Raw genomic sequence first — 13,153 nt, forward strand, 5'->3', positions numbered from 1 at the left:
TCCCGCCGCGTCCTCCCCCGGGCATTCGCATATTGGTTTGGTGTATTGGGCTTCTTCCGCGTTCTCACGGGAGTTCGCAGATCGCTTCGATCTCGTCAACGTTCGATGGTCACGACCGGTCTGTTCGAGGGAGGTTCCTCAGGACTCGAGTCGTCGAAACGACCGCGCGGCCAGCCCCACGGCGAACAGGCCGACGGCGACCGTCGCCGTCGGCAGGACCACCCCGGGATCGTAGTGTAACGGGGGGTGATACCCGAACCCGTAATCGACGACGTCGTTGAGAAGCGACAGGACCGTCGCGACCGCGAGCGCACCGCGCGTCGTACGTCCGAAGGCGGGAAGGAGCAACGCGAGTCCGACGAACCCGAGATGGGTGAGGAGGATCCCCCAGTAGGCGACGATCGCGTCCGGCGCGCCGAGGTAGAGCTCCGGGCGGACGTGCAACGCCGCGAGCGGCCACAGCCCGTACTTCACGAGCCAGACGAACGCCAACGTCTGGAGGTACGCGAGCGGACGATTGGCCGGGATCGCGGTTACGTCCCGACCGGATCCGACCGTCGGAATCAGGGTCGCAAGCGCGAGCATCGCGAGCGCGAGCGCCGTCGGGGAATCGACGTACAGCGGCCACAGGAGCGTCGGAACCGCCGGCATCGTCGCGACGTAGTACCGGATCCCGACGAGCACGCCGACGGCACAGATCCCGAGTACGCTCACCAGGCTCCGTGAGTCGCCGAGCAGCTCCCGGGCGTACGCCTCCCGTATCCGCGATCTGACATCGGGATCGCGAAGCCTGTCGAGCCGTGCCACACCGTTCCATCACGCCCCCGCGACGAAAAACCTCGCGAGTCGGGCGAGCATACGCGCGGACGATGGACGCGCGGACACGGACGAGTCGCTGACCCCCGTTCGCAGTTCCGTTCGGCCGTCTCCGGACCTCTCGGACCTCTCGTCGGCTCGTTGACGGGAACGGTGGAAGGGTTTTTGCCTCTCCCACGATTGGTCGGAGTTATGGCCATCGAGGACGTCGACGGCGACTCCGACCCGGAACGGGACGGAACGTCGCCGTCGCCGACGTCCGGAAGGGGGGACGGCGCGACCGCCGGCGAGTACACCTGGGAGGCGTTCCTGCGTGAGCACGGATACGGGGACGCCGCCGACAGGCTCCGAGATCGCGACGGGTCGGCCGACGGAGCGATCCCGTCCGAGGAGGACTGGGAACGTGCCGGGATCGACCCGGCCGAGTTTCTCGGGTTCGATCCGGGAACGCTCCCCCAGCGGCTCGGGGTCTCGGCGGCGGCCGCCGAGACGGTCCGCGAGCGCTGTCGCGAGCGATACGAACTGGACCGTACGCCGGTCAAAAAGGACTACTACACCTGGGAGGACTACAAACGCGAGTACGTCTACGGAGCCGACGGGGATCCGCCGGCCGACGAGGAGGGCGAATTCGGGGACTTCGATCCCGCGGACGTGCTCGGGTTCGATCCGACGGCGATCGAGGACGTGGTGGGCGCCGCAGGCACCGCCGCCTCGGAGCTCGAGGGGATCGTCGACGAGCGGACGGTGACGGTCGCCGACGACGTCGACGAGGACGCCTTCTTCTCGGATCCGGACGGGACCACGACGCTCGTCAACCGGTACGACCTGGAGAAGGCCGTACCGAACGCGAAGAAGTCGCACTTCGAGGAGGTCGAACGCTACTGGGTGAACGAGCCGTACGCGTTCGTGATCATCTTCCATTCCACGAAGGAGAACGAGCGGAAGTACTACGCGATCCAGCCGTACATGACGGAGATCGAAACGGAGCTCCAGACGTACCTCACCGGCAAGCTCCGAACCTCGATCAAGTACGCCGACGAGTCGATCGCCGGTGGCGACGAGGAGTACCGACGCGAGGTGATTGCCGAGGAGACGTACACGCTCCTCGATCGATACGATCTCTACACGAGACCGGACGGCTCGGACCCGCTCTCGAGCCTCCTCGATCGGTTCGGGTTCGAACCCACGGAGGGGATCGCGGCCCGCATCGCGGGCGCGCTCGGATACGCGTCCGCGTCCGAGAGCATCGACGACATCGAGGGACTCACCGCCAGGCCGGAGCCGGCGGTCCTCGAGGACGATCCCGAGACGCTCACGGAGTACCAGGTCGAGAAGCTGCTGTACTACCTCCAGCGCGACTTCATCGGCTACGAGCGGATCGACCCGATCAAATACGACATCAACGTCGAGGACATCTCGTGTGACGGCTACGACTCGCCGGTGTTCGTCTACCACTCCGAGTACGAACAGATCATCTCGAACGTCCACCACGGCACCGACGAACTGGACGACTTCGTCGTCAAGCTCGCACAGCGGTCGGGCAAGGGGATCTCCAAGCGATCGCCACAGGTCGACTGTAGCCTGCCCGACGGGTCGCGTGCACAGCTCACCCTCGGGAGGGAGGTCTCCGACCACGGGACGAACTACACGATCCGGCAGTTCAAGGACGTCCCGTTCACGCCGGTCGACCTCATCAACTGGCGGACGTTCTCGCTCGACGAGATGGCCTTCCTGTGGCTGTGTATCGAGAACCACAAGTCGCTCATCTTCGCGGGCGGGACCGCCTCCGGGAAGACGACGAGCCTGAACGCGGTCTCACTTTTCATCCCCTCGAACTCGAAGATCGTCTCGATCGAGGACACCCGCGAGGTCGAGCTGCCGCAGCGAAACTGGATCGCCTCCGTGACGCGGCCATCCTTCAGCGACGACGACAAGGGCGACGTCGACGAGTTCGACCTGCTCGAGGCCGCCCTGCGACAGCGGCCCGACTACATCGTGATGGGCGAGATCCGCGGCGAGGAGGGGCGAACGCTCTTTCAGGTGATGTCGACCGGCCACACGACCTACACCACCTTCCACGCGGACTCCGTCGGCGAGGTGCTAAAGCGGTTCACAACCGACCCGATCAACGTCTCGAAGACGATGTTCACCGCCCTCGATCTCGTCTCGATCCAGACGTCGACGCGCGTCAAGGGTCGAAAGGTCCGCCGAAACAAGTCGCTCACCGAGATCAACCACTACGACGCCGAGAACGACGAGATCAACGTCCAGGACGTCTACCAGTGGCAGGCGGAGACCGACGAGTTCCTCCAGATGGGCGAGTCGAACACCCTCGCGGAGATCCGTTTCGACCGCGGATGGGACCACGCGACGCTCTCCGAGGAGATGTTCAAACGCCGCGTCATCCTCGCCTACCTCATCGACCGCGGGCTCAACACCTACGCCGAGGTGGCCGCGACGGCCCAGGCGTTCATCAACGATCCCGAGACCATCCTCGCGTTGATGGCCAACGGCGAGCTGGAGCGCTCGCTCGCGGACCTGCGGGAGATGGAGTCGGTCCACATCGACGTCGATCCCGAGACCGAGGCGATGGTCCCCCGTCCCGAGCCGGACGAGGAGGGGAAACGGGAGGCGGCGTCGATTCTCGAGGACGCCGAGGAGCTCTTCGAACGCTATCGCGGCACCGTCCCCGACTCCGTCGCGGACGCCCTCCTCGAGGTCCAACCGGAGGCGGACGTCGAGGCGGAACCACACGACGGCGGCGATCGAACCGAACTCGACGCGCTGGCTGACGCCGACGATTCTGACGGGGGGCGATCGGGAGACGAGGACGCGGCCGACGACGCCGATGTGGGGGCCGTTGACCGCGACGCCGGGACGACTGACGACTCCGGGACGACTGACGACTCCGGGACGACCGACGACTCCGGGACGACCGACGACTCCGAGGCGGGAACCGACGTCGGCGGGGATCGATCCCGGATCGACGGGGCCATCTCGACCGACGAAACGCGATCGGAGGCGTCCGAGGACTCGGGCGCGGAGCTGCGAGACCCGTTGGATCTCTCGGACCCGACGGAAGATTCCGGGGTGTTCGACACCGAGGAAGGAGACGGAACTCACGGCGACGCTGAGGACGGGACCAGGATCGGAACCGGGGACGGCGCTGAGGCCGGGGGCGGGACCGAGGATGACGCAGAGGACGGGACCGCAACCGAGGGTGGGGATCTGCCCTCGGACAGGCCGACTTCGGCCGATCTCGATCCGGAACCCTCCGCGGATTCCGGTTCGGAGGGGGACGCCACGGATCAGGGGGACGTCGACGAACGGTCCGCCGAGGAGACGAAAGCGGAATCGGAGGACGATGACTCGGACGATGACGTGGCCGAGATCGACGAGTGGCGGTTCGACACGCCGGAGGAGGACGATGACTGATCGTCCTTCGAGGGCGATTTCGAACCCACCTTCGGGATCGGTTCAGGGTCTCCCCGCGTCGGGTGAGCGTCGATGAGCTTCGGGACGGAGGTCGAGGGACAATCGGGAGGGCTCGACGTCCTCGGCGAGCTGTTCTACCCGGTCTACTCGTTCGTCTTCGACTCGGAGGGCGACCTCGTCGACGACGTCGAGACCAAGCTCGCCGAGGCACGGATGTCCGATACCGTCGAGCTGTTCGTCTCGAAGGCGCTCGCGATCGGGATCATCTCGGGGCTGTCGCTTTGGGCGGTCGGGACGTTCCTGAGCTACTCGCTTTTCGCGTTGGACCTGGTCGATCCCGAGGCCCTCCGTCTCGGGATCCCGGTCCCGGACCCGACCGTCGCCACGTTCATGCGATCGCTCGTCGTTCCGACCGCGGTGTTCATCGCCGGGATCGTCTTCGGATCGATCGGCTTTGCCGCCGGGTTCGGGGGGTTCCTCTCGATCCCGTACTCGCGGTCGTCCGCACGGAAACGCGAGATCAACATGCTTCTTGCCGACTCCGTCTCGTTCATGTACGCGCTCTCGGTCGGCGGCCTCAACCAGCTCGAGATCCTCCGATCGATGGCCGACGCCGAGGACACCTACGGCGAGGTCTCGAGGGAGTTCCAAAGCATCGTCAACGAGACCGAGTACTTCGGGACCGACTATCGGAACGCGATCCGCCAACAGGCGATGGAGACGCCCTCCGAGGACCTCTCGCAGTTCCTCACCGACATGCTGTCCATCGTCAACTCCGGCGGCGACATGGAGGGATTCCTCAGCGACAAAAAGGAGAAACACCTCCGCACCGCCAAACAGCAGCAGGAGATGACGCTCGAGACCCTGGAGCTGTTCGGGGAGATGTACATGACGCTGTCGCTTTTTCCGCTGCTTCTCATCATCATCCTCGTCATCATGGGGATGATGGGCGACTCCGACGACCGGCTGCTGTATGCGACCGTCTACCTCCTCATTCCGCTCACCGGCGTCGGCTTTCTCGTGCTCGTCTCGACGGTCAAACAGGACGAGCCCGGCGACGGGTTCCTCCGACCCAAGGGGACGAGCGACCGGCTCGAGACCGAAAGCCGGGAGGGGCTGTTCCACCTCGGGCTCGTTGAGGGATTCGTCGGCCGGTTCAGCCTCTTCGATCGCATCAAGGACCGCGAGGGAACCTACAAGACCAAACAGTTGCTCTCCGAGCCGCACCTGTTCTTCAAGCGGAATCCGACCTACACGCTGGCGTTGACGGTGCCGGCGGCGGCCGTGTTGATCGCGAGCGCCGTTTCCGTCGGGGCCGCGCCGACGTCGATCGACGCGTGGGTCGCGAGGCCGATCTGGAGCACCGTCATCTGGGTGTACATTCCGGTGTATCTCACGCTCGTTCCCCTGGCGGTCTTCCACGAGTGGCACGAGCGGACGCGAAACGCCATCGTCGGCAAGCTCTCGGAGAACCTCCGGAAGCTCTCGTCGGCCAACGACACCGGACAGACGCTTCTGGAGTCGGTCGACACCGTCGCCGACACCTCCTCGGGGCGGCTCGCCGACGAGTTCGAGGTGATGTACGCGAAGGTCAACTACGGGATGAGCCTCCGGGAGGCGCTCGTCGAGTTCAACAACAAATACCACATCCCCCGGCTCGCACGGACGGTGAAGCTCATCTCCGAGGCCCAGGAGGCGTCCTCACAGATCACGGACGTGTTGACGACCGCGGCACAGGCCTCCGAGAACCAGGACGACATCGAACGGGAGCGGCGCTCGCGGACACGGATGCAGATCGCGATCATCCTCATGACCTACGTGACGCTTCTCGGCGTGATGGCGATCCTCCAGACGCAGTTCATCGACGTCATGGCGAGCCTCGTCGACACCGGAAGCGACGCGGGTGGCGGGGGTGCTGGCGGCGAGATGAACTTCGGCGGCGGCGTCGACCCGGCGCTGCTCTCGCTTCTGTTCTTCCATGCGGTCACCATCCAGGCGATCCTCTCGGGATTCATAAGCGGCTACATCCGAAACGCCGACATCATCTCCGGGGTCAAGTTCGTGGTTATCCTGATGACCATCGCGCTCGGCACGTGGATCTACGTTGGGTGACCCGGGCATGGATTCACACGCACCAGCGTTCGAACGCGGCACGCACGACTTTGGCAACGAGGCCGACCGCGACCGCGCACAGACGGCGCTCGATTTCGCGATAGGCGCGAGCGTCTTCCTCGTCGTCGTCGCGTTCGTCGTCGCGTTCATTCCGGGACTGTTGGCCCCCTTCGAGGCCGTCGAGCCGACGCAGGCCGCCGATCGGTTCGCGATCACGCTCGCCGGCGATCTGCTCACCGATCCGGCGAGCGGTCCCGCCGACGGCCGGGTCATCGATCCCGTCTGTACCGCCGCGTTCTTCACCCAGATGCAGGACGATGCGACGGAGACGACCGACTGTCGATTCGACGGCGACGACACGGATCTCCGATCGACGCTCGCGACCGACCACGCGGTCAACGTCACGATCGAAAATCGCACGGGCGAGATCGCGACGATGGAGTATGATGGAGAGAACACGCCGCTTCGTGCAGGACCGTCCGCCGGCGGCCGAGCACAGGTAACCGTCTCCAGACAGGTCGTGCTGCTCGACGGCCGGAGCCACAGACTGGTGGTGCGAGTGTGGTGATCATGCGAGGATCACGTACCGAGACCGACGGATCGACGGCTTCCGGGAACCGTGGACAGGCGCACACGCTCGAGGCGGTCGCGGCCGCCGTGATCCTCCTGTCCGCCGTCCTCTTCGCGCTGCAGGTCACCGCCGTGACGCCGCTTTCCGGGAGCACGTCGAACCAGCACATCGAGAACCAGCAACGGAACGTCGCGGAGGGGCTCCTCGAGGCGGAGGCGGAGAACGGCTCGCTCGAGGACATGCTCCTCTACTACAACACCTCGAGCGATGCGGATCGGTTCCACGGCGCGAACGGCGACGACGGCGAGTACGACGGGCGTCTCCCGACGAACACCACCTTCGGGACGGCGCTTCAGGAGACCTTCCTCGAACGAGGGATCGCCGTCAACGTCGACCTTCACTACATCCGATCCGGCGGCGAACGGCGATCCCAGCCGCTGATCAACCTCGGAACGCCGAGCGACCACTCCTCGACTGCGACCTGGCAGATCACGCTCCGGGAATCCGACGAGCTGGTCAATTCGAGCGGGTGTCCGACGGAAGAGACGGTCGCCGATGTGGTCGCGGCCGATGGCTGTACTTACTTTACGACCAACGACATCGAGAGCGATGCGTCCGGAAACTCGGACGTCTTCAACGTGATCGAAGTGGAGGTCGTCGTATGGCGGATGTGAGGGGGCCGGAGCAGCCTCCGAGAGCCGCTAGCTCGGAGTCCACCGATCGTCCACGCCGGGATCGCGCACAGCTGTTCCTCGTCGGCGCGATCGTCCTCGCGGTGCTCCTCGTCGCGCTGGCGGTGCTTTTGAACGCCGTCATCTACACCGGGAATCTCGCCACCCGTGATACCGGCGCGGACGTTGCGGCCACGATCGAATACGACGACGCGGCGCACGACGCCGCCCTCGAGGTGTTCACGGCGACGAACGACTACGCGGACGAAAACGAGGCAAACCACACCCAGCTCGAGGCGAACCTCACCGGGGGGATCGGCGCCTGGGAGACCGCCTCGGCCGAACACGCCGCGATCCGGGGAACGATGTCGTCGATCGAGAACGTGGAGACCACGGATGGATATCGGCTCCAGCAAGCGACCAACGATAGTTTCCATCCAAACAGCGATGATAACACGACCGAGTGGGATCTCGCCGATTCAACGAGAGTTCGAAATTACACGATCAACGCGACACCGGAGAACCAGGTCAATGCCGACACGCTCAACGACACTGATCCGGGAAACGTTACTGACACGTTCTTCGTGGAATTCGAGGGTGACGAGACGTACTATCTCTACCTCTATGAGAGCGATTCCGGAGATGGCTGTACGCTCGTTCACGATGGAACGGATGGAATCGATCGAGCGTGTGTGGATGGGCCGACGTTCGTCGTGAACCTCACCGCGGATCCCACGAATTCGACCGCGACGATCTCTAACAGTTCCACCGGTGATTCTTCAGAGTTCAACACTACCTTTTTCCAGGATCTCGATCCGAATCATTCGATCACATATCACAATCCAGGTAATATCTCCGGAGAATACGATCTCGTCGTCGAGTCGGACGACGGTTCGGTTGTCTACGATGATGAACCACCGAACAGTACGGAGGTTATCTACGACCTCGAGTACGACGTCGTCCGTCGCTCGGACTCGCTTCACTACCGGAACGGGACCCGGATCGCGCCGAAGGAGGCACCGTACGATGCGTCCTGACGACGCGTTCGACGTCTCCGGTGGCTCCGGGAGCAACGCGAACCGCGACGTCGCCCCCGGGAGCTGCGACCGTGGCTGGATCGCCGGAACCGATCGCGGCGTTTCGACGACGGTCGGATACGTGTTGGGGCTCGCGATCGCGGCGATCCTCATCTCGGGGCTGTTCATCGCTGGCGGCTCCGTCCTCGAGGACCAGCGTCGGACGGCGGTCGAAACCGGCCTGGAGGCCTCCGGCGAGCGCATCGCGACCGGCTTTTCCGACGCCGATCGGCTCGTCGAGTCCGCGAACGGAAGCGCCGCCACCGTCGACGTCGCCGTCGACGCGCCGAATCGGATCGCTTCGGCCGGGTACGCGATACGCGTCACCGGCGGATCCGACGGTCCGCGCTACACGAACGAGATCGAACTCGAGGGGTCCGACGGGTCGGTCACCCACACCGTTCGCTTCCGGACCCACACGCCGGTGAGCAACCGCTCGATCGATGGCGGATCGGTCGTGATCCGACACGTGGACGGCGAGGGGCTTCGGATCGAACGCGGCCGGATCGATTAACGGTCGGATCGAACGCGGCCGGATCGATTGCAGGTCGGGTCGGCTGCGAGTTTCCTCCTCCGAGCGGCTCGCGACCGTAGGCTTAAGCCGCATGCCGCCCAAGACGCCTCTATGAGGCGCGGTCTCGGGGGGACACGGAAAGACGAGCGTGCCGTGAGCGCGTCGGTCGGCGTCGTGCTCATCGTCGCGATCACGCTCATGGGCGCGACCGCGGTCGTTACGCTTGGCTCTACGGCGATCGGCGACACCCAGCAGGCCGCGGACGTCCAGCGCGGCGAACACGTGATGACGCAGTTCGCCTCCAAGGCGGCGATGGCCGCCCTCGGCGACACCGGCAGCCAGTCGATGACGACCGGTGATACGCAGGGGACGATCTCAGTCACGGAGGAGACGGGACGGATGCAGGTCTATCACGTGAACGCGAGCGGGGACGGAAACGTTGGGGATCCGATCGCGAACAGCACCCTCGGCGAGGTGACCCACCGGAACGACGACCGAACCACGACCTATCAGGGCGGCGGCGTCTGGAGCAAACGGGGGGAGAACCCGGCGCGGATGGTCTCGCCGCCGGAGTTCCACTACCGCGGCCAGACGCTAACGCTCCCCATCGTCTCCGTGGCCGCAGGGGAGACGGCGGCCGCATCCGGATCGTCCCAAATCCGCGTCGAGGGCGGCGACACGATTCCCAGTAACGGGACGGCCGACAACCCCGTCGAGAACGGCACCGTCGTCGTGGTCGTCGAGAGCGAGTACCACGAGGGGTGGCGTGAGTACTTCGAGGACCGGACCGACGGACGCGTCGTCGAAACAGAGGACATCCCCGCAGAGTGGGAGAGCGACCTTTACTACGACGATCCCGAGAAGACGGTCGTTCTCGAGCTCGAAACCGCCGGAACCGGCGGGAGCTTCGATCTTCCCGGATCCGGCGAGCGGATCCCCGTCGACGGGTTCACCGAACGCGAGGCGCTCGAGGAGTTCTCTACGACCTTCGACGTCAACCAGCCCAACCAGGGGTGGGTGAGCTTCCACGGGAAAAGCGGCGATCAGTACTTCGAGACCGTCCTCCAGTTCGATAACGGACAGGGCGCCAGTACGCCCATCTGTGAGGCGAATTTCGACGCACGAATGCTCTATACCGACGGCGACGTCGCCCACCACTGGAAGCTCGCGGATACCTCCGGGAAGACGGGCGGCGACTTCGCGACGTGCGAGAACGAGATGTTGAGGATCGATTTCCTCGCCACGGAGGAGTTCACCTACGTCGAGGAGGACCCGGGAAGCCGTGTCGAGTACCAGGATGTCTGGGGCGGCGACTACACGGAACCCGCCGAAATAAACACCACGGCTGACACGGTGGAAAAAAACCTCGGCGATGCGATGGCGCCCGACGCGTTCGTTCCGGACTACCTCGAGCGGCTCGGTCCCTCCTTCGAGCTCCAGGCGACGTGGGGCCGCGATAAGGGTAACGGAAATGGTAACGGCGGAACCGGTGGCAACTCGATGGACATCGACGACGACTCCACCGTCACCTTCGAGTACGATCGGACCGGCGAGGGCCGATACGTCACCTACCTCCACGTGACGGACAACACCGTCACCGTCGAGTTCGGTTGATCGACGATCCGGTTCGATCAGGATCTCACCGCCCGTCCCGACGGCCGGTCACCGACGGAGCATCCGATAGCGAAATCGCTCGCGTCGGCGATCGAGGAGGGTCTCGATCCCCTTTCCGGGACCCCCCTCGATCGGCCACCCCTTCGTGCGCCAGCCGGGCGGCTCCGGCGAGAACGACTCACACGAGCCCGAACACTCCCTGGCGGTTGGACACCTCCCCTTCGCGGCACAGTCGGGGACCATCGCCTCGCCCGCCCGCTCCAGCCGAAAGTGGCGACAGTCGGGGCGCATCGTCTCGTGGTAGGAACGGAAGCCGCGCCCGTACGCGCGCTCGGCGAGCACGAGCCGTCGAAGATCCCGATCACGCTGGTCGGGAGCGTTCGAGACCGCTCGCCCCAGATCGCTTGGAAGCCACTCGACGGTGGCCGCGTCGGGATCGACCCCGCCCGCGAACTCCGTCAACAGGATCCCCGCCTCGACGGGCATCTCCCGTCGAAGCGCCGGTTCGAGCCGATCTCCCGTGGTCTCGGTGGCGAGCCACGTCTCGTCGAGGAGTCCCGCCTCGACGTCGTACTCGAGCTGGCCGGAGAGCGTGGCCGCGGCGCTCGCGGTGAGGTCGGGCTTGTTCTCGATCGCGACGATCCGTCGGACCCAGTCGGGATACGGCCGCCGGCGTCGGATCTCGATCTTGCCCTTTCGAGTCCGCTCGTCGATCAGATCCCGGTCGGCCGCGCGGTGGATCGCCTCGCGAACGTACCGCCAGGGGTACGCCGGCTTCGCGAGCGTGTCGCGATACCACGTCCACTCGGCCGGCGCCTCGCGGACGATCCCGAGCAGTTCGCGATCGAGCTCGCGCTTGCCGAAGGCCCGTCTCTGTCGCAACCCGGCGGGATCGACTTCGACGACGAGGACGTCCCAGCGCCGCTCGCGCGTCCCGATCTGGCGGGCGACGATCGCGGGCGTCGGGTCCCCGTCCGGGTGCCAGGCGAGCTCCGCCCACCGGCAGACGAGCAGCTCGTAGCCGAACTCCGCGTCCGGTATCACGGACGGAGGTGGGTGCCGATCGTACAAAACGATACGGTGTGGACGGGGATCGGCCTCCCGAACGCCGTCGCCTCCGCTCCTCCTCGAATGCTGCCGCCCCCGCGCCTCCTCGAATACTGTCGTCTCCGTTCCTCCCGGACGAGGCGTTTATGCCGGTCCGCACTCGAGTGGCGAGCGACGATGGCACGGCCAGTTCTGAAGTGGGCCGGCGGCAAACGCCAGCTGCTCGAGGCGATCTACCGGCGGTTTCCCGTCTCCTACGACCGCTATCACGAGCCGTTTCTCGGCGGCGGCGCGGTCTTCTTCGATCTCGAGCCCGACGCCGGCACGGTTAACGACGCCAATCCCCGGTTGGTCAACTTCTACGAGCAGGTCAGGGACCGCCCGGAGGCACTCATCGATCGGCTCCGGTCGTTCGCGGATCCGGAGGCGGAGCCGGACCCCGATCTGGCCTTCGCGGAGACGACGTCGAGGGGCGCGTCGGTGGACAGCTACTACTACCAACAGCGCGCGCGGTTCAACAGACGCCCCTACGGCCACGAGTTCGATCCCCTCGAGGAGGCGGCGCTTCTGGCCTACCTCAACCGGACCTGCTACAACGGGCTGTACCGCGAGAACGCCGACGGCGGATTCAACGTCCCGATCGGCCGATACGCGGACCCCGATTGGGTCCAGGCGGACCGCATCCGGGAGGCGAGCCGGGTGCTTTCGGGAACGACGGTGTACAACCGCGACTTCGAGTACGTTCTCGATGCGGCCGAGGCCGACGATCTGATCTACGTCGATCCCCCTTACGAGCCCATGAGCCCGACCGCCGACTTCAACGACTACAGCGCCGAGGGGTTCGACCGCGACGATCAGGAGCGTCTGTTGGACGTGACCGCGTCGCTCGCGGACGAGGGCGTCCACGTCGTCCTCTCGAACAGCGGCGTGATGTACGACCGCTATCGCGAGGCCGGACTCGACGTCGAGACCGAGGGCGCCACGCGGGCGATAAACAGCGACGCCGATAACCGCGATCAGGTGGACGAGATCATCGCAACGACGGTTCCCGAGGACGAACGCAGGGGATCGACGCAGGCGGGGCTGGCCGATTTTTCCGAGTGAACTCGTCGTTCGCCGCTTTCTCGCAGCGATCCTTCACCCGGCCGGGACTCCCGTGAACGAAGCGAGCGGGCCGGCGGACGAAGGAGAAATGCGCCGGCCGGGATCCCCGCGAGCGAAGCGAGTGGGGGTACGGCCGGCGCGCGACCGAAGGGAGGTGCGCCGGTCGGGATTTGAACCACGGTCGCGGGGGGGG

At 65.6% G+C, this 13,153-nt stretch carries 10 protein-coding genes; 8 read left to right on the top strand and 2 right to left on the bottom strand.

Annotated elements, in window-relative coordinates; translation table 11 throughout:
• Positions 1-138 precede the first annotated feature (138 nt).
• On the bottom strand, positions 139-807 hold the full coding sequence (locus ACFQE9_RS14855; RefSeq protein WP_379746469.1) for a DUF1405 domain-containing protein: 669 nt from the start codon (positions 805-807) through the stop codon (positions 139-141).
• 201 nt (positions 808-1,008) lie between these two features.
• Here ACFQE9_RS14855 and ACFQE9_RS14860 point away from each other — a divergent pair, with 201 nt between their 5' ends.
• The 7 genes from ACFQE9_RS14860 to ACFQE9_RS14890 all read left to right on the top strand — a co-directional run bounded on the left by ACFQE9_RS14860 (position 1,009) and on the right by ACFQE9_RS14890 (position 10,809).
• The gene (locus tag ACFQE9_RS14860; protein WP_379746472.1) at positions 1,009-4,251 is read left to right on the top strand and encodes an ATPase, T2SS/T4P/T4SS family; all 3,243 of its coding nucleotides are present in this window, start codon (positions 1,009-1,011) and stop codon (positions 4,249-4,251) included.
• A 72-nt stretch (positions 4,252-4,323) separates the two neighbouring features.
• A complete protein-coding gene (locus ACFQE9_RS14865) occupies positions 4,324-6,363 on the top strand; it encodes a type II secretion system F family protein (protein WP_379746474.1) in 2,040 nt (679 codons plus the stop codon).
• A gap of 7 nt (positions 6,364-6,370) precedes the next feature.
• Positions 6,371-6,931 carry a DUF7287 family protein gene (locus tag ACFQE9_RS14870; RefSeq protein WP_379746477.1) on the top strand — a complete coding sequence of 187 codons (561 nt, stop codon included), beginning with the start codon at positions 6,371-6,373 and terminating at the stop codon, positions 6,929-6,931.
• A 2-nt stretch (positions 6,932-6,933) separates the two neighbouring features.
• Positions 6,934-7,608 carry a DUF7288 family protein gene (locus ACFQE9_RS14875; RefSeq protein WP_379746480.1) on the top strand — a complete coding sequence of 225 codons (675 nt, stop codon included), beginning with the start codon at positions 6,934-6,936 and terminating at the stop codon, positions 7,606-7,608.
• Positions 7,596-8,642, top strand: coding sequence for a DUF7261 family protein (locus ACFQE9_RS14880; protein ID WP_379746483.1), 1,047 nt, complete (start codon positions 7,596-7,598; stop codon positions 8,640-8,642). The genes ACFQE9_RS14875 and ACFQE9_RS14880 overlap by 13 nt, the downstream gene beginning before the upstream one ends.
• Entirely contained in the window at positions 8,632-9,195 is a 564-nt protein-coding gene (locus tag ACFQE9_RS14885) for a DUF7266 family protein (RefSeq protein WP_379746486.1), read from the top strand. The genes ACFQE9_RS14880 and ACFQE9_RS14885 overlap by 11 nt, the downstream gene beginning before the upstream one ends.
• 111 nt (positions 9,196-9,306) lie before the next feature.
• Positions 9,307-10,809 (top strand): DUF7289 family protein, encoded by a 1,503-nt coding sequence (locus ACFQE9_RS14890; RefSeq protein ID WP_379746489.1) that lies wholly within the window; start codon positions 9,307-9,309, stop codon positions 10,807-10,809.
• Positions 10,810-10,857: 48 nt separating this feature from the next.
• Here the strand turns inward: ACFQE9_RS14890 and ACFQE9_RS14895 are convergent, their stop codons facing one another.
• Positions 10,858-11,853, bottom strand: a complete 996-nt coding sequence (locus ACFQE9_RS14895; RefSeq protein WP_379746492.1) for a DUF5787 family protein — start codon at positions 11,851-11,853, stop codon at positions 10,858-10,860.
• A gap of 180 nt (positions 11,854-12,033) precedes the next feature.
• On the opposite strand from ACFQE9_RS14895, the gene ACFQE9_RS14900 reads away from it, so the two are divergent.
• Entirely contained in the window at positions 12,034-12,960 is a 927-nt protein-coding gene (locus ACFQE9_RS14900) for a DNA adenine methylase (RefSeq protein ID WP_379746495.1), read from the top strand.
• The last annotated feature ends 193 nt before the right edge of the window (positions 12,961-13,153 follow it).

It is taken from the genome of Halopenitus salinus, assembly GCF_042662125.1.
Classification (GTDB): Archaea; Halobacteriota; Halobacteria; order Halobacteriales; family Haloferacaceae; genus Halopenitus; species Halopenitus salinus.

Coding starts and splice junctions, on each gene's coding strand:
- ACFQE9_RS14875 (WP_379746480.1), top strand. CDS start 6,934: ATGCGAGGATCACGTACCGAGACCGACGGATCGACGGCTTCCGGGAAC.
- ACFQE9_RS14865 (WP_379746474.1), top strand. CDS start 4,324: ATGAGCTTCGGGACGGAGGTCGAGGGACAATCGGGAGGGCTCGACGTC.
- ACFQE9_RS14900 (WP_379746495.1), top strand. CDS start 12,034: ATGGCACGGCCAGTTCTGAAGTGGGCCGGCGGCAAACGCCAGCTGCTC.
- ACFQE9_RS14890 (WP_379746489.1), top strand. CDS start 9,307: ATGAGGCGCGGTCTCGGGGGGACACGGAAAGACGAGCGTGCCGTGAGC.
- ACFQE9_RS14870 (WP_379746477.1), top strand. CDS start 6,371: ATGGATTCACACGCACCAGCGTTCGAACGCGGCACGCACGACTTTGGC.
- ACFQE9_RS14885 (WP_379746486.1), top strand. CDS start 8,632: ATGCGTCCTGACGACGCGTTCGACGTCTCCGGTGGCTCCGGGAGCAAC.
- ACFQE9_RS14860 (WP_379746472.1), top strand. CDS start 1,009: ATGGCCATCGAGGACGTCGACGGCGACTCCGACCCGGAACGGGACGGA.
- ACFQE9_RS14880 (WP_379746483.1), top strand. CDS start 7,596: ATGGCGGATGTGAGGGGGCCGGAGCAGCCTCCGAGAGCCGCTAGCTCG.